We start from the raw sequence: 16,557 nt of genomic DNA on the forward strand, positions 1-16,557 counted from the left end.
AAGAAACCAATGATAACATACGGAATAACAGTATGTAATGAAGAACAAGAATTACGAAATCTGCTTGACTGTCTTTTCGAGCATATGGACGATGACGATCAAATAATTATTTTACAGGATATAACGAATCCACATGAAGGGGTATCCAACTTAATTGAAGAAGTTAAAAATGCCGTGTTGCATTTGACTGCTCGACTTGATGGAGATTTTTCAGCTTTTAAAAATAATTTGGTGGCACGTGCTACCTGTGATTACCTATTTCAGATAGATGCAGACGAAATTCCGTCCGAGTCACTTTTACAAAATTTGAAACAGCAATTGCAGAAAAGCGAAAAGGTAGACTGCTTTTGCGTGCCAAGGATTAACATTGTGCATGGTATTACCGACGAGCATATTACAAAATGGAATTGGAAACAAAATGAAGATGGATATGTCAATTTCCCTGATTTTCAGATGAGAATTTTTAAGCTAAAAACAAAAAGGAATATTCACTGGGTCAATAAGGTGCACGAAGTTTTGGCAGGATACCAAACTTTTATGAATCTACCGGATGAAGACTATCGATTTTGTCTGATCCATGAGAAAAATATTAAGCGACAGGAAGCTCAGAATGACTTTTATGATGATTTAATGTAGTGTAAATCAGGCGAGTAATAGTCGTTCATGAGTCCAGATATAAGAACCTGCCGAAGTTAATCTTCCCAAATATACTTTCTGTTTCGTTTAAACAGTTTATTTTTTAAATTTTTGAAAGCCAACTTCCATTTCACCATTTTAATTTGTTTTAGAGCGTCTACTTTGCGTTTGAGGTTAATGTTCTCGATTGTGAGCTCTGAAAGAGTTTCTTGAAGATCTTTTTCTCGCCGAGGTAAGCAAATGTCATAAATGTAATCAATTCGTGATTTCATTCCTTTGCCTACTGTTTTAGGGGAAAGGAGGTCCTTAATGTGTTTTTTAGCACTATCACCGAGTTTTTTCCTTTCAGACGGAGATTCTCCTAGGCGTTTCAAGGCGAGACTAACCTCATTTATGTCGACATCTGCCCAATAGTTATTCAGATCGCTATACATATAGTTATCCCCAGTTGGTATTAATGTATACGGAATAAGCACGCTGTTGAAAGCAGACATGAATTCTGTATTTCCTGAATATGCTGTCGCAATAACCGGCTTCCCTAAATACATAGCCTCGGCCATGGTCAGTCCAAAACCTTCTGAACGGTGCATTGAAACAAAAACATCACAATTATTTATTAAACCATATAATTTTTCTCTGGGAAGAATGTCCTCTATAAGCATGATATTCTTCTTATTCTCGATGTAGGAGTATAACTCATTTTTAGCATTTGGATATTCCACACCGATGGACGCCTTTAAGACAAGAAGCTTAGAGTGATCGTCTCCAAAAGCATCTTCAAAAGCCTTAATTACAGCGTAAGGGTTTTTTCTGTGTAGACTACTATGGTAATCAAAAATAGTTAAGTAAATTAACTTATCTGCAGGTAGGCCTAAATCATTTCTGGTAATATCGTTTTCCGGAATATCGATAGAATGCATAAAACGAAGAACCGGTTTATTGGATATTTGTGAAATAGCATTTAAACAAAAATTACTCGGTACCCAAATTTCGTCTAAAAGATCTATATATTTTTGATATGAGGAGGGAAACAACTCTAACTCCCAAGCCCAAAAGCCGATATTATACTTTCCCGCAAAATATGAAGCTCCATTTGAATTTAATAGTCTTTCAAAGTTGTCAACGTTAATTTGAATGAGATTTATGTCATAGGGATTTTCTTCCGTGATTACTAGACCGTCGGTATTCTCATCTTTGATATCGGGAGAAATTTTTTCTTTAAAATCGTTGAGTACATATGGAATTCCTGTACTGGATATCGATCGTATATTACTTCTCACTCCCTCGCCGAGTCCAAACTGTTTATTTATATATCCTAATATGTTAATGCCGCGCTCTAATGACATATTGTTTGCTTTTTTTGGTTATGATAGAATCTTTATTAATGTCCGTCTTTGATTTTTCTTTGGTTACAGAGTTTTATGCATAGCCACGGGAAGTTCAATCGGAATATGACCTTCAATATTAAAAAGATACTTTATCCAATTCGTAAAGCCATACTTCTCTTTGACTTGTGAATCCAAAGGTTCATAAGGTATTTCGATAAATTCTTTTATCGATTCCGGAGTGTATTCATCTTCTAGAACCAAAATGTTAGCAGGGTTATAGAAATCGTAGTCTCTTACGAACTTATTTGTAGTTATAAGCTTCTTGTCGTATCCTATTGCTTCAAAAACTCTAAGGGATAATCCATTGTGTATATTGTGAGCAAAATCGATAATAATATTCGAACGCTTAGCAAGCTTTAAATTGGAGTCATAAGGTATTGTGTTTGTTATTACCTTCAGTGATGGACAAACTTTGTGAACGTAGTCTGCTATTTCTTCTTTTGTGGTATAAATAAGCGCATTTACATTTAACGATAGTAAATTTACTGTGTTAAAAAACTTATAAATTTCCTCCATTCTGCTCTCTATATAAGTAGCTAGGAAGAATACATCTGATGCTGCTGCACCATTTTCATCTAAAGAATAATCGAAATAAAAATTAGTAATAGGGAGTGTTCCTGATGCGCGCAAATCTTCGGGATCGAATACAAAAAAGCGTTCAAATAGGTTAATTCTGGAATAGGCGTTAGGAAATCTATTTAGTCCATCCCATTGATATCCCACTGTTTTGTCCGCTATTTTTTTTACCTTTTCTATAATATCGAAAGTATAGAAGTCGGGTCTAATAAATAATGCGTAATCTACCTTATCTATACCAGAGAGGGCTTTCTGAATTTTGTCTTCGGCCAATTTGGCTTTTAATGTATTCTTATATTCATAATCTTTTAAAAATAGTTTTCGAAAGCTATTATAAAGACGTTGTTGTAGATTTTTGTATTTAAAATTATCTACGATATAGCTAATATCGATAATTTGAAGCCCTAGCGATTCTAATTGTTTTATAAAAGCTTCGTGTAACGAAAAGCTCTGCGGAATCGCGAGTATTATTTTTTTTTCTTTAAAATACTCCATATTTTATACCAACATAATTATCCCTTAAACCCTCGAAGCACCCATTTCACACTCATAAATTGAGGTATCGATCGTACTTCTGAATCGTGATACAATCTGACGTATCTTGGGGCTATTCATAACGTTATCCGGAGATTTCTCGTCAAAGAAAGAAAGCACATGTTTCAATTTTTCCTTGCCAACAAATACACCCAAGGACATCCGTTCGCGAATAACATTCTTGTATTTGCGTTTTTTCTTACGGCTTTCATATTTCAGTTCAAACTCCGTTTTAGAGGTTATCTGATGAGCAGGGAAATGTTGTCCGATATAGCGCTCATATTCGGTGTGGAAGGAGCCAATAAAACCATGTTCTGTATTCCACGGCTTCAATTCACCTACAAAGTGAAAGATTTTAGGCTGAAATTCTGCTGATAAAGGTATAGTTGTATCGATAAGCTGGTAATTATATAAAAAAGATAAAGATCCAATTTCGTCATATAGCACGGTGTTAATCAACGTCTGATCGTGCCGTAAAAGTTTTTGTCTGTTTTTTCGTGCGTACGCCATCATTTTTTCCAAATAGCCTATTTCAAGTAGACGCTTGGTATTAAATAGAATCACGCCCGCGTTTCTGTATTGATGCTTTAAAGCGATATAGCGGTTTAGATACGCATTATGGAAGTTAAAGCCCGATTTACGTTCGATTTCCGATATATCGATAGCCATCATGAGTCCTTTACCTTCTTGATTACTGTCCAGAATCTGTGAAATACAAGGGGCACTTACATAAACATCGGCATCTAGATATAAGATTTGCTCGTATTCGTCTTTAAAAAGAGCAGGTAAAAATATTTTATGGTAAGTTGCCGATGAAAGCCGGCCGACCGGAAGCCCATCGATTACGGAGAAATCAACGGTACAATAGCGGATATCCTCGCGGGTAGATGCCGGAATCTTGTCGGTATCGGGCAGACAGATTACAATGTCGAAATCGCGCGTTGTCTCTTTTTCCAGAATCTGGCTTGCAACGAAGGAGGCATATGGCAGATAGGCGCTATCCACGCATAATGCAACAGCCCTTCTATTTCTTGCCGGTTGTGTACTGTGTTTAAGCGTTGGTAAAAAATTTATCATCTATTAATGTTTAGTCCGTATCTCACCCCAGTATATATATATGAAGTGTCTGAAGTTGCAAAATATATGCCACCTATTTGTTACGTTGCCGCTGTACTTCCAGCATTTTTGCATACTTCATATAAGAGAAGAACGATTGGATTAACGAAAACGTTACACCATCTATGCCATGAAATATACCTTTTTTTAAAAAATAGGCTTTAAAGAAGGCTGTAACGCCGTGTATTACGGGAGAAAAGGCATTCACTTTTTTTTCTTTTTTGATAAACTCTTCTACTTGCCAATCGGTATACTGGTTTTTTTTGGCAATCAATTGGTGGAAACTACCCCATGCATAATGTAATAAGTGCATGTTGGATTTTTTCAGGTTAGTAGCAACGATGCGTTGGTGTACCAGGTGGACGGAAGGATGAGCTGTGTTTCTATTAAAAAAACGACAAGCATAATCCGGATACCAATCTGCAAAATTTATCTCTTTGTCTTTTAGAAAGTTTCTCCTTTTGAAGCTATAAGCATCATAAGGAAGTTGGAGATATTCCTTTTTCTCAAAGAACGGATAACAATCGTCATCCAGAAACTCATCGGTATCCACATTTAATATCCACTCGTTTTTACAGAATTGTAGCCCGAAGCTACGTTGCGGTCCGTCGCCTAAAAAAGGCTGAGAAATAACGGTTGCTCCTAGCGATGTGGCGATTTCGACGGTTTTATCTTGGCTATGAGAATCGATAATGATAACCTCATCACAGACCTTCTGTAAACCCTTGATGCATTTTTCAATATGTTTTTCTTCGTTGAAGGTAATAACCAGTCCGCTTACGCCCATATCAATAATTTTTTCTTTAGGCATTGGTGAATGCTATGCATTTTACCTAAGTTTGGGCAAAGATAAATAAATTAGAAAGCAAAACGATGATTCCTAAAATAATTCATTTTTGTTGGTATGGGGGAGGGGAATATAGTGAAACCATTCAAAAGTGTATTACATCGTGGAAAAGGCACTTGCCCGATTACGAGGTTATTAGATGGGACGAATCCAATACACCTTTCGACAGCATGCCTTTTCTAAAAGTTTTGTATAAACAGAAGCGATGGGCATTTATTGCGGATTATATGCGTTTATATGCTATTTTTAAACACGGAGGCATCTATTTCGATACGGATGTAGAAGTATTAAAGACATTTGATCATTTACTCGGTGAAAAAGCCTTTATTGGATTCCAAACGGAGATGGGGGTGTCGAGGTTTCCTTTTAATACGGCAATTATTGGATGTGAAAAGGGTAGTAGCTTTGTCGAACTTTGCTTGCAGGAAACCGAGAAGCTGCAGCGTATGAAATATCACCCTATGGCAGCACCGGTCGTCTCAAGCGAACTCTTGATGAAGAGATACGGTGTAGACACCTATAAAACCCAACGATTAGAAGATGTGCTCGTACTTACAAAGGATTACTTTTATCCCTTTTCGTGGATGGAAACGTATGATGAAAGTTGTATTACATCGAATACAATTGCGATCCATTGGTGGGAGGATTCTTGGGGGAATAAAAAGAAGAATATCGCTTACTATTGGCGATCGCTGTCCCGAAAAATAGAACGTACACCGTTAATACTAGCCTCCCGATTGGCTTATACCCTTGGAAATAGGAAGAATTTCTTTTTGTATCCTCTCGACCACCATCTTCGGCGTCACTAGATTGATAGCTTCGACACCATTACAAATACAGGATTTATTTCCATAGATGGAGCTGGGCCGGTTCGGGTGTTCTACTTGGATACAATCATCCTTCGATTGTCCATAGCCTAAAAATCCCGCATAAGGGTGTGTGGCTCCCCAGATAGATAGACAACGCGTACCTACTAGGGAGGCCATATGCATACCAGAGGAGTCCATGCTAATCATTAAATCTAAATGGCTGATGAGGTCAAGTTCGGCCTTTACGCCAAACTGGCCGATCGTATTATGAACATGGGGATGCTGTTTGCTCCATGTTGTCGCCTGCTCGAGTTCCTGTTTTCCGCCGCCAAAAATGAAAAATTTATATGTAGAGGCCGGGAATGTGCTGAAAATAATATCCCAGTGGTTCAAATTCCAGACTTTGTAAGGATGCTGCGCAAACGGTGCAATACCGATTTTGATCGCTTTTGATGTTAGTAAAGAGGAATAGGTATCGGGTACGGGGCGCACTTCTCTTTGTAGTTGATGGCTTAATTTCAATGAAAAACCGAGCATTCTAAAAACGTCGGCATAACGCTCAACAGTACGGCGTAGTGGCTTGAAAACTTTATGTCTTTTTCTTATTAGCTCTTTTTTTCGATGGCGTGCTTTATCGAGGATGGCCAGACGATAACCGGCAGTTTTAAAGAACAAGGTAAGAATCCGTGAACGAATGTTGTTATGCAGATCGGCTACGTAGTCAATATCGTACTTTTTCAGCTCGTTAAAAAGCCGCCATAACCCTTTGGCTCCTTTATGTTGTTCATCAGGAAAGATAGGGTGAAAAGTGAGGTTCGGAATGCCGTCGAAAAATGCGGCAAACTGTGGACGACTTACCATCACGAGCTGTATCCGCTTATTTTGCGCGCTGAGCTCTCGTAAGACAGAAGCCACCATCGCCACATCCCCCATCGCCGAGAAGCGTATAACCAATACGCGGACTGTCTCCATCTTTCTTATTGTTTTTTTCCGTAGAGTACCGGATTCAGGGATGGATCGTTATACATTTTCATCTGCTTATAGACTTTCATGTATTTATCTCCAGACGCTATATCGGTAAGTAATTCATCAATGCTTTGTGACAGGTCTTTGCGTTGCTCAAGCAATATTTCTAATTTCGACTGACAAGATGCAATATGTGCCTGGTCCACATCGGTGCGTTTGGTTTCTTGTTCCATGTGATATATCTTCAGCGCCAAAATAGATAGCCTATCGATAGCCCAAGCTGGACTTTCCGTATTGATTCGCGCATGTTCTTTGGCACGCACATCATGGAACTGCTGTAAATAGTAGCTATCGATATATTCTACGGTATCCGTGCGTACCTGATTCTGCTTATCGATACGGCGCTTCCAGTTCAGCCCCTCTTCAGGTGCGATATCCGGATTGCGGACAACGTCTTCCATGTGCCACTGCGCGGTATCTATCCAGCATTTTAGATACAGTAGATGTTCTAACGACTGACTGTCGTACGGATTCTCCATAGGATGGTCAATGTCATCGTAACGATGATAATCCTCAATGGCACGTTGAAATATGTTATTGGCAATTGCACTGATCATAAAAGCAAAGATAAGGATTTTTTTATCTTCTTTTTCTCCGCGAAAAAGAAGCAAAACCGAACAAAGTGAGTTCATGGACACCAAAAATAAACACGAATCCATAAAGCTCGTCGCCTCGAATGTTTTACATTAGGGATAGTACTAAGGATGAGTTTATACAGTTGTAAAACATTCGCATGCGACATTGAATGTTATTAAGGAGGGATTGTGCAATTGCGTAAACAAAACGGTTAATAAACAATTGCGATTAGGCGGATTAAATTGGCCTTGTATTGTTCGGCGGTCATCTTTGAGCAGACTATTCCGTATAGAACAGAACGTTGTTTGACCGAAGGGAGTTTCGTTCTGTTCAGGAATAGACAACAAAGATAGCCGAACGATACTCAGCCTTGATTTTTTGCTTCTTTTTATCAAGAAAAAGAAGTTGATAAATAGGCCATTAACCAATTAGGAAATATCCCAAATAGAATAACCAATATGGTTAAGGTATATGCGATACAAAGCAAAACGCTAATCTGTTTTTTAACCGCTACGGGCTGATCGGTGTCACGCAAAAAGGCGTATAACGGAATCTTGAAATAGAAAAAAAGCGAGATAACCGATGTTAATGCGCCGACAATAAGCATTACGAGAACACCTGTGTCACCGGAAGATTGAAAAAAGGAAAATGTGGAGGTAAATACCATCAGCTTCGCTACAAAACCTACCGTTGGCGGTATACCGATAAGCGAGACAGCAACCAACGTAAATGCCGTAAATAATAACGGCATCTTTTTGCCTAGACCTGCGTAGGAAAGGAGGGAAGTAGAGCCTGTTTGTTGCTCAATTTGGTCGATAAAGATAAAACTAGCTAAATTCATGACGACGTATGCAACAATGTAGAATAACAAGTAGCTGAAAGCATCTTGATAAGCAAATACGGCCATGAGGAGCAAGCCGGTATGTCCGATGGATGAATACGCCATCATCCGTTTAACGTCCTGCTGTCGAAGCGCAGCGAGATTACCGATAAGCATCGTGACGATGGCCACTCCGATGATAAACCAAGTGCTTAATTCTGAAAAATAAAATGCGGTAGATGTCCACGATTGGTAAAGACGCGCAAATAAGACAATTGCGCCCACTTTAGGTATAGTGGATAAAAAAGCGGTAATAGCGGTAGGCGCACCTTGGTAGACATCGGGGCTCCATACGTGAAAAGGTACAAAGCTAAGCTTAAATCCTATCCCGACAAATATAAAAAGTAAAGCGAGCGTGATAATAGCTTTGGGCGCATCCATTAGTCCTTGTAAATGCATGGCCGACTGGAAATCCAGATTGCCCGTTAATCCATAGACGAGCGAAAGACCATAGAGCATCACCGCGGCACATACCGACCCAAAAAGAACATACTTCATTGCGGCTTCTGATTGGACTTTATTCTGCGAAAAATACCCCACCAAAATATAGGAAGCGATAGAGACCATTTCTATTCCGATGAAAGCCATTAACCAATTACTCGTACTGCTCAATACATGCATGCCTAATGTAGCAGCCAACAGTATGCTGTATACATCTCCATTGTTTTTTTTGGAGTGACGTTGTTGTAGAAAGATAGCGATGATCAGTGTACTGCAAATAATCACAAGACGGGCATAGGTACTTAGTGGATCGACTAGCCACATGCCTGAAAATCCTGTTCCCGTATTAGGCATTTGGTCAATGAGGTAGTACAGTGAAAATGCCAGCGTAACCATACAAGCAATAAAAGTGCTGTTTTTCCAACGTTTTTCGAAGAAAAGGGCCGTGAAGATGCACACGATAAAACCGATAATCAGCACTAGTTCCGGTTTGAAAAGCGGAACGGAAGCGATGATCTGATCGAGTATATGGGGTATGGAGACGTTCACGTTGCTATGCTTAATTTTACAAGTAGGGTTTTATTAAATCAATGAGTTGTATTACGGAAGCGTTGAGGTTGCCGAACACCAGGGAAGGCATAATACCGAGCAGCAATGCCAGTGCAACTGTGGGGAACAAGACAACTTGTTCGCGTGTGTTCAGATCGGTTAATGCTTCTTGCCAGGCTTGTCCGCCTTGTAGTCGTGTTTGGCCGAAAAACATACGTTGTAGTGTCCATAAGAAATATGCCGCACTCAATAATATGCCAATAGAGCCACCCACTGCCATCCAGCGAGGTATGCCGGTTGACATGCTTTCGGCATTGAACGCACCAATGATGACAAAAGCTTCGCCAATGAAAGCAGAGAAACCGGGCAGACCTAATGAGGCAAAAAATGCTATAGCCACATAAGCGGTATATTTAGGCATCAGCGAGGCGAGGCCGCGGAAGTTATAGATATAGCGGTCGTGTACGCGGTCATAAAGCACGCCGACCAAGAAAAATAGTGCCGCACTGAGGAATCCATGAGAAACCATTTGGAACATAGCGCCTGCGAGTCCTTCCGCAGTGAGCGAGGCGATTCCCAATAGTACGAATCCCATATGGGATACGGAGGAATAGGCAATCATGCGTTTTAGGTCTTTTTGTGCCAATGCGTTGAGTGCGCCATATACTATCGATATGACCCCGATCAGTGCGAGCCACCAGTTGGTGTTGGCAGCTATATCGGGAAAAATGCTGTAACAGACCCGAATGATACCATATCCACCGACTTTTAGCAATACACCGGCAAGAATAATGGAGACGGGCGTAGGTGCCTCTACGTGTGCGTCCGGTAGCCAGGTGTGCAACGGCACAATCGGTACTTTGATAGCAAAAGCGAAAAACAAAACAATAAAGCCGATCAGACGAGCGGGTATACCAAAGACTTCATGGTAATTGGTGATATGAGCAAAGAAAGAACCATCGACATAGTTAGCGGGGTTCATCATGTGCAACATATTGAACGTATGTGCTCCCGTTGCTGGGTTGATGACCGAGAAGTAAAGCCCCACGATAACCAAAAGCATGAGTACTGATCCTAATAAGGTATAAATAAAAAACTTGATAGCAGCATATTCCCGCCGAGCGCCTCCCCATATGCCGATGAGGAAATAAAGGGGAAGCAGCATCACCTCATAGAATACATAGAATAAGAAAAAGTCCAATGCGGAAAAAACACCCATCACCGCCATATTCAATATCATCAGCAGGGCGAAATAACCTTTCGGGCTTTTATCGATGTTCCACGAAGCGCCAACGCTCATTAGCATCACCAGTGTGCTTAATACGATAAGGGGCAGCGAAATACCATCTATACCGATGAAGTAATCTATTTCTAATTTCCCTACGGTGCCCAGGTCCATGCGTATCCATGCTAATTGCTCGACATACTGGTAAGCATCCATTTGTTCGATACCACCCAACTTGGCATCGAAATTTCCGTAGAGATAAAGCGAAATACCGAATTGCAGAAGGGTGAAACATAAAGCAATGTATTTATATGTCGCTTTCGCCGACGATGGTATGGCTAGGATCAGTAACGTAGCAACCAGTGGTAAAAAGATCAATATGGATAACAAGCCCATTTCTTATGTAATTATCAGATAAAGTATTCCCAAAATAACAATCGTCAGCGCGAAGCCCAGATATCCCTGTAACTGTCCATTTTGAACATGCCGGACAAGGTGGCCGATATAATACGTCGCCTGGGCAAACGAATTGACCAGCCCGTCGACGATATATTTGTCAAACCAATAGACGGCCGCAGAAAGCCCACGTACAAACCACGAAAAAAACTTGGTGATTCCGTCTACCATGTATTGATCAAAAATATATAGTATACGGCTAAGTTCTAGTGTTCCTTTTACGAATATGCTTTCGTTAAACTCGTTTAAATAACCTTGTTTATTTGCGAAGTGTACCAGCCTGTTGTTCTCGGACAATGGATATTTCTTTTTTACGTACCAGCTCCACCCGACGAGCCATCCCAAGATAGCTCCTCCCGTTAAAAGAGCAGGGATGAATAAATGAGCTTGTGCTTGCGTAGGATAGATGGTATTAGCGTCCAATGTTTGCATAATCCAGGAGCTATGATAATCCGCTAATGACAATCCGAAAAGTGGGAATAGACTAGCTGCAGCAAGAAAAACCATGGGTATAAGCATTGCCTTCGGCGCCTCATGGAATTTAATGGTTTTAATATGAGAGCGGTATTTAAAAGAACCAAAAAACACCTTTAAAATAAGTCGTCCGATGTAAAATGCTGTTAGTATGCTGATGATAATCAACAATATCGGAATCAACACATAAGCACCGCCAAGATGACTTGCCCATTCGTATGCAGTAATCACGATACTATCCTTGGAAAGATATCCCGAAGTGGACGGGAATCCGGCAAGGGATAAGGAAGCGATTACCATACAAATAAAGGTCTTGGGCATAAAACGGCGTAGACCTCCCATGTGCCGTAAATCCTTTGGATCGAAATCCAATTGTGCTTTTGCTTTCCAATGTGTCATTTCATGTATGAGTGCTCCGGCGCACAAGAACAGTAAACATTTAAAAAAGGCGTGGGTAGTAAGGTGGAACATGGCGGCATCCCATGCACCAATGCCAACGCCGACCATCATAAAGCCCAATTGGGAAATGGTCGAAAAGGCCAGTACTTTTTTTATATCATATTGCCCCAAAGCAAAAAGAGCTCCGGAAAGCGCAGTGAGGGTGCCGATAATAACAATGATGAGTAAAACCGTTTCATTGAAAAGTGGAAAAACAGTGCATAGTAGAAAAACACCTGCTGCCACCATCGTTGCCGCATGGATAAGGGATGATACAGAGGTAGGGCCCTCCATCGCATCGGGTAACCATACATGCAGCGGGAATTGGGCTGATTTAGCCATAGCACCTAAGAAAAATGCTAACCCCGCGAAAGTAACCCAAGTGGCGTTCTTATCAATAGATGATATAAGACCGATATCAATGTCTTTAAAGAACCCTGTTTGATTAAACAAGGTAGCTAGATCTAGTGTGCCACAATGAGCATAAACAAGGGCTATCCCGATAAGAAAACCAAGATCTCCGATTCTATTAATTAGAAACGCTTTTTTATTGGCCTGTGCAGCAGTTTCTTTAGTAAACCAAAAACCTATCAGCAAGTAAGAGGCGAAACCCACTAGTTCCCAGAAGATATAGAGTTGCAACAGATTGAGAGATACCGTGAGCCCCAACATGGCGAAACAGAATAAGCTTAGGTACATCCAATAACGGTGTATACCGCTATCACCTTTCATATAGGCGCGTGAGTAAATATGTACAGGTAACGCAATAACACAGACGACCAGTTGCATCAATGCTGTGAGGTTATTTACAAGTATCCCTACATGAAGCGTATGGTCTCCAATAGTAAACCACTCCCATTTTTGTTGCAGCGATGTACTATTCCACACAGGCAAGAATACACCAAATAGACTGATGATGGTGCTTCCTAAGATAGCTATTAAAGCCATATTGCCTGAAATCGCTTTTTTACCGAGCATGGCCTGTAGAACGGAGGCCACCAAAGGAAATAACATCACGAGGATGCTGGCAATAATGGGCGATATTGGGAGAAGCATGTTCACTTTAGTCTTTCAATTCGTGGATGTCTTGGGGATTAATGGTTTTAAAATGCCGATATACGTTTAAGATAAGGGCTAACCCCACAGCGACGGACGCAGCTGCAAGAACGATGGCGAATAAAGCGAAAACTTGGCCGCCGTAATTTATCTTATCGTATTTTCCGAACGCCACAAAATTCAGTATAGCAGCGTTAATCATGAGTTCGATGCCCACCAAGATCATAATGGTGTTGCGTTTAGCAAGCACCGCATACAAACCGATGCAAAAAATACACGCACTAACAACTAAAAAATGGGTAAGACTGATCATATATCGTCCTCCTTCCGCGATACGTGTGCAGCTCCGATAAGGGCCATCATTAAGAAAACAGATATAATTTCAAATGGTAATACGTATTGGGTCATAAACTTGAATCCCAATGCTTTGATATTGTTGTCTGTAGGCAAGATAATTGACCCTTTGGCTTCGGATTGCGCAATCCATTGCGGCATGTGTTGCGACCAGCTGATATAACTGTATACCATAACGCCGAGAAAAGCGAAAGCTAGAACCAGTGCCTGCCAATTAGGCAATGAAATAAAATGCTTAGATGTAGACTGCAAATCGTTAAGTAATTCTTTATTGGATAGCATAAAAGCAAATATTAGGAGAATAAGCACTCCGCCTACATATACTAATATCTGGGTTATGGCTATAAAATCTGCCAATGCGAAAAGGTAAAGCCCTGCCATGGCAAAAAGCACGATGAAAAGCAGAAACAGTGCACGGGCAGTATTACGTATGTTGACTAACAAAAGAGCGGAAACAATGGCCATGCAGGCAAAAGCGTAGAATAATAAGGATTCTATCGTCATTATTTTTTCTTAGCTGCCTCCTTATCAGCTTGAAAGCGTGTCCACTCTTCTTTTCGTTCAGCAATTTCTTCGTCTGTCATATCGGAAAAACCATAGATTAGATCCGTCAGTTTTGATGTGCTGCGGTCGTATTGGTCGGTCATGGTAATGCACTCTGTAGGGCATACGACTGTACATAGGCCACAATACATGCATTTTGCCATGTCAATATCAAATTTCTCAGGATATAGCCGTTTAACACTACCATCTGACGTTTTCCCGATGACACCTACCGATTTGATGGCCTGGATATCGATACAATCTACCGGACATGCTTTCGCGCATAAATCGCAGACAATGCAATCTTCAATGTCAACTTGCAATTGATAACGTGCAACTTCGGGAATAGGCATTTTTTCCTTTGGGTACTGTACCGTGGTAACGCCTTTTTGTTGCTTGAAGTAGTTTTCGTCACGAATATCGAACGTATTACGGGACTTGTGCGCACCAAACAGGTGTTTGACCGTTAAAAATAAGCCTTTAACGGCAGTCATAAATCCTTGTATGGTTGTTTTTAATACCAAAGCTATCTTACGTTTACAACATAACTAATATTCTCCATAATCCCGATATAGCGAGACAAACGAACGCTAGCGGGATTAGAATTTTCCAACATAAGGTCATCAGTTGGTCAGCCCGAAAACGAGGTAGTGTCCAACGAATCCACATCTGTATACCGACGATTGTCAGTGATTTTAACAGTGTCCATACAACTCCCCAGCCTAGTCCTGTTGTCCAGTCGGCAAGACGTAAACTCCCGATGTTGGGTAGCGGACTGTTCCATCCCCCTAAGAAAATCACCACGCCCAATATCGCCACTAAGAACATCATCGCGTATTCTGCTAGAAACAGAAAAGCAAATTTAATTCCGCCGTATTCCGTGTGGAAGCCACCAATAAGCTCTGATTCTGCTTCTGGAATATCAAAAGGAGCACGATTACATTCCGCAAGCGACGCGATAAAGAAAATGGCATAAACAATCAGAAGATGGGGAGCTTGAAAAATGTGCCAAGCGAAAATTCCACCGATATCGGTTACATTCCAAAATCCCATAAAATAGATTTGCTCGGGTGATGCAATTCCTTGCAGGTAGACGATGTCATTAAGGTTTAACGTCTGTGTAATCATGACCGCCGCAATAAGTGAAAGCCCTACAGGTAGTTCGTAGGATACCATCTGTGCAATGGCGCGGATAGATCCCAACAACGAATATTTGTTGTTAGAGCCCCAGCCGGCCATCAAAATACCTATAGCGTCAATTGCTACAATAGCCATGATGAAAAAGAGCCCTGTATTGGTGTTCGCGGGGATGAAGTCAGGCGCCCACGGGATGACGCTAAAGCCGATGAATACGGCGACAAATATCACGATTGGGGCAATTGCAAACAATACCTTATCGGCCGCCGATGGTGTAATAAACTCTTTTTGGAGTAGTTTTAAAATATCTGCCAACGTTTGCATAAGACCATATTTCCCTGTTTCCATTGGACCTAAACGGTCTTGTACAAAGCCTGCGATTTTACGCTCCGCATATACGGCAAACAGCGTGAACCCCGCAATGAAAGCAAAGATTACGACAGGCACAATAATATGGACAATGAAATCGGCCAATTTGTCTTTTTAGAATAGTTCTTAATTAGATGCAAACATACGGAAAACGTAGCAAAACGCCATAATATTTAAAAAAAATATACTGAAATAGTAGATTTTATTTCGGGCCATTAAATGTTAACCTTGTAGCGCCCTTCTCAAACCTTTCGTTTAAAGGGTTGTTTAATGAAAGAACAACGAATACTTTTCGTATACTTACAAATAACTACATACAAATGAAAAAGAATAACTTTATTTATGTCGGCCTCTTGATTATGATTTTGTTGGCAGGTTGTGCGGTCCGAAAGTCGGCGAGTAACAGTGTACCGACGTTAGTAGGAAAGAAGTGGCAATTGGTCGAACTGAACGGCAGCGTCGTTCCGGCGACAGTAAACGGGAAAATGCCGTATTTGGAATTGGATGAAGAAAGTGGACGTTATGGTGCGAGCGGAGGTTGTAATGGTGTAGGAGGTGAGTATAGCTTAAAGAAGAACAATGGAATCTCATTCTCACGTGGTATGTCAACAATGATGGCATGTGAAGATATGAGCATCGAGAACGGATTACGTACGCTGTTTGATGAAGCAGATACCTATAAAGTAATGGAAGACACCATGATACTATCGAAAGGGAGAGACGGAGATGCATTGGCTAAGTTTACATTGGTTGTGGATCAATCGGATAAGTTGACCGGCACTTGGGAACTGGACTATATTATGGAACCCGAAACCGACTTTAATACGTTGTATGCCACCCGGAAACCAACAATTACGTTTGATCTGGCAAAAAATAAAGTGAATGGCAACAGCAGCTGTAATAATTTTTCGGGCACGGTGAGCATCGATGGGCATGCTATTTCATTTGGTCCACTGATGTCGACCAAGATGGCTTGTCCGGGAAATGGTGAGCAAGTGTTCTTTAAAAATATCGAGCGTGTGACATCATTTGACGTACAGGATTCCACATTGACCATGATTATGGACGATATTGTGGTGATGCGTTGGCAGAAAAAATAAAACGATAAACAAAAAAGACACGATCAA

At 40.7% G+C, this 16,557-nt stretch carries 16 protein-coding genes; 3 read left to right on the top strand and 13 right to left on the bottom strand.

Features of this window, described 5'->3' with window-relative positions:
- The first annotated feature begins 9 nt into the window (after nucleotides 1–9).
- Nucleotides 10–636: a glycosyltransferase family 2 protein gene (locus tag C5749_RS13250; RefSeq protein ID WP_181151417.1), complete on the top strand. Its 627-nt coding sequence runs from the start codon at nucleotides 10–12 to the stop codon at nucleotides 634–636.
- A 56-nt stretch (nucleotides 637–692) separates the two neighbouring features.
- Here C5749_RS13250 and C5749_RS13255 read toward each other — a convergent pair whose 3' ends face one another.
- The 4 genes from C5749_RS13255 to C5749_RS13270 all read right to left on the bottom strand — a co-directional run bounded on the left by C5749_RS13255 (nucleotide 693) and on the right by C5749_RS13270 (nucleotide 5,061).
- Nucleotides 693–1,982 (bottom strand): glycosyltransferase, encoded by a 1,290-nt coding sequence (locus tag C5749_RS13255; RefSeq protein WP_105726642.1) that lies wholly within the window; start codon nucleotides 1,980–1,982, stop codon nucleotides 693–695.
- A gap of 63 nt (nucleotides 1,983–2,045) precedes the next feature.
- The gene (locus C5749_RS13260) at nucleotides 2,046–3,095 is read right to left on the bottom strand and encodes a WaaS/CpsH family glycosyltransferase (protein WP_105726643.1); all 1,050 of its coding nucleotides are present in this window, start codon (nucleotides 3,093–3,095) and stop codon (nucleotides 2,046–2,048) included.
- Between the two features lie 24 nt (nucleotides 3,096–3,119).
- On the bottom strand, nucleotides 3,120–4,211 hold the full coding sequence (locus tag C5749_RS13265; protein ID WP_105726644.1) for a glycosyltransferase family 8 protein: 1,092 nt from the start codon (nucleotides 4,209–4,211) through the stop codon (nucleotides 3,120–3,122).
- Between the two features lie 73 nt (nucleotides 4,212–4,284).
- Nucleotides 4,285–5,061, bottom strand: coding sequence for a glycosyltransferase family 2 protein (locus C5749_RS13270; RefSeq protein ID WP_219847980.1), 777 nt, complete (start codon nucleotides 5,059–5,061; stop codon nucleotides 4,285–4,287).
- Nucleotides 5,062–5,123: 62 nt separating this feature from the next.
- Here C5749_RS13270 and C5749_RS13275 point away from each other — a divergent pair, with 62 nt between their 5' ends.
- Nucleotides 5,124–5,906, top strand: coding sequence for a glycosyltransferase family 32 protein (locus C5749_RS13275; RefSeq protein ID WP_105726645.1), 783 nt, complete (start codon nucleotides 5,124–5,126; stop codon nucleotides 5,904–5,906).
- Here C5749_RS13275 and C5749_RS13280 read toward each other — a convergent pair.
- The 9 genes from C5749_RS13280 to nuoH all read right to left on the bottom strand — a co-directional run bounded on the left by C5749_RS13280 (nucleotide 5,823) and on the right by nuoH (nucleotide 15,535).
- A complete protein-coding gene (locus tag C5749_RS13280) occupies nucleotides 5,823–6,878 on the bottom strand; it encodes a glycosyltransferase family 9 protein (RefSeq protein ID WP_105726646.1) in 1,056 nt (351 codons plus the stop codon). The two genes, C5749_RS13275 and C5749_RS13280, sit on opposite strands and share 84 nt — an antisense overlap.
- Nucleotides 6,879–6,883: 5 nt before the next feature.
- Nucleotides 6,884–7,489, bottom strand: coding sequence for a DUF4254 domain-containing protein (locus C5749_RS13285; RefSeq protein WP_105727051.1), 606 nt, complete (start codon nucleotides 7,487–7,489; stop codon nucleotides 6,884–6,886).
- A gap of 410 nt (nucleotides 7,490–7,899) precedes the next feature.
- Nucleotides 7,900–9,378 carry an NADH-quinone oxidoreductase subunit N gene (locus C5749_RS13290; protein ID WP_105726647.1) on the bottom strand — a complete coding sequence of 493 codons (1,479 nt, stop codon included), beginning with the start codon at nucleotides 9,376–9,378 and terminating at the stop codon, nucleotides 7,900–7,902.
- Between the two features lie 16 nt (nucleotides 9,379–9,394).
- Nucleotides 9,395–10,999 carry a complex I subunit 4 family protein gene (locus C5749_RS13295; RefSeq protein WP_105726648.1) on the bottom strand — a complete coding sequence of 535 codons (1,605 nt, stop codon included), beginning with the start codon at nucleotides 10,997–10,999 and terminating at the stop codon, nucleotides 9,395–9,397.
- A 3-nt stretch (nucleotides 11,000–11,002) separates the two neighbouring features.
- Complete coding sequence (locus C5749_RS13300) at nucleotides 11,003–13,027, bottom strand: NADH-quinone oxidoreductase subunit 5 family protein (protein ID WP_105726649.1); 2,025 nt, start codon at nucleotides 13,025–13,027, stop codon at nucleotides 11,003–11,005.
- A gap of 7 nt (nucleotides 13,028–13,034) precedes the next feature.
- Entirely contained in the window at nucleotides 13,035–13,340 is a 306-nt protein-coding gene (gene nuoK, locus C5749_RS13305; RefSeq protein ID WP_105726650.1) for an NADH-quinone oxidoreductase subunit NuoK, read from the bottom strand.
- Entirely contained in the window at nucleotides 13,337–13,885 is a 549-nt protein-coding gene (locus C5749_RS13310; protein WP_105726651.1) for an NADH-quinone oxidoreductase subunit J family protein, read from the bottom strand. The genes nuoK and C5749_RS13310 overlap by 4 nt, the downstream gene beginning before the upstream one ends.
- A complete protein-coding gene (locus tag C5749_RS13315; RefSeq protein WP_105726652.1) occupies nucleotides 13,885–14,418 on the bottom strand; it encodes a 4Fe-4S binding protein in 534 nt (177 codons plus the stop codon). The genes C5749_RS13310 and C5749_RS13315 overlap by 1 nt, the downstream gene beginning before the upstream one ends.
- A gap of 43 nt (nucleotides 14,419–14,461) precedes the next feature.
- Nucleotides 14,462–15,535 (bottom strand): NADH-quinone oxidoreductase subunit NuoH, encoded by a 1,074-nt coding sequence (gene nuoH / locus C5749_RS13320; RefSeq protein WP_105726653.1) that lies wholly within the window; start codon nucleotides 15,533–15,535, stop codon nucleotides 14,462–14,464.
- 215 nt (nucleotides 15,536–15,750) lie between these two features.
- Between nuoH and C5749_RS13325 the strand changes: the two genes are divergently transcribed.
- Nucleotides 15,751–16,530, top strand: a complete 780-nt coding sequence (locus C5749_RS13325; RefSeq protein WP_105726654.1) for an META domain-containing protein — start codon at nucleotides 15,751–15,753, stop codon at nucleotides 16,528–16,530.
- Nucleotides 16,531–16,557: the final 27 nt, after the last annotated feature.

This window comes from Sphingobacterium gobiense (assembly GCF_002980575.1).
Lineage (GTDB): Bacteria > Bacteroidota > Bacteroidia > Sphingobacteriales > Sphingobacteriaceae > Sphingobacterium > Sphingobacterium gobiense.

Coding starts and splice junctions, on each gene's coding strand:
- C5749_RS13250 (WP_181151417.1), top strand. CDS start 10: ATGATAACATACGGAATAACAGTATGTAATGAAGAACAAGAATTACGA.
- C5749_RS13255 (WP_105726642.1), bottom strand. CDS start 1,982: ATGTCATTAGAGCGCGGCATTAACATATTAGGATATATAAATAAACAG.
- C5749_RS13260 (WP_105726643.1), bottom strand. CDS start 3,095: ATGGAGTATTTTAAAGAAAAAAAAATAATACTCGCGATTCCGCAGAGC.
- C5749_RS13265 (WP_105726644.1), bottom strand. CDS start 4,211: ATGATAAATTTTTTACCAACGCTTAAACACAGTACACAACCGGCAAGA.
- C5749_RS13270 (WP_219847980.1), bottom strand. CDS start 5,061: ATGCCTAAAGAAAAAATTATTGATATGGGCGTAAGCGGACTGGTTATT.
- C5749_RS13275 (WP_105726645.1), top strand. CDS start 5,124: ATGATTCCTAAAATAATTCATTTTTGTTGGTATGGGGGAGGGGAATAT.
- C5749_RS13280 (WP_105726646.1), bottom strand. CDS start 6,878: ATGGAGACAGTCCGCGTATTGGTTATACGCTTCTCGGCGATGGGGGAT.
- C5749_RS13285 (WP_105727051.1), bottom strand. CDS start 7,489: ATGATCAGTGCAATTGCCAATAACATATTTCAACGTGCCATTGAGGAT.
- C5749_RS13295 (WP_105726648.1), bottom strand. CDS start 10,999: ATGGGCTTGTTATCCATATTGATCTTTTTACCACTGGTTGCTACGTTA.
- C5749_RS13300 (WP_105726649.1), bottom strand. CDS start 13,027: ATGCTTCTCCCAATATCGCCCATTATTGCCAGCATCCTCGTGATGTTA.
- nuoK (WP_105726650.1), bottom strand. CDS start 13,340: ATGATCAGTCTTACCCATTTTTTAGTTGTTAGTGCGTGTATTTTTTGC.
- C5749_RS13310 (WP_105726651.1), bottom strand. CDS start 13,885: ATGACGATAGAATCCTTATTATTCTACGCTTTTGCCTGCATGGCCATT.
- C5749_RS13315 (WP_105726652.1), bottom strand. CDS start 14,418: ATGACTGCCGTTAAAGGCTTATTTTTAACGGTCAAACACCTGTTTGGT.
- C5749_RS13325 (WP_105726654.1), top strand. CDS start 15,751: ATGAAAAAGAATAACTTTATTTATGTCGGCCTCTTGATTATGATTTTG.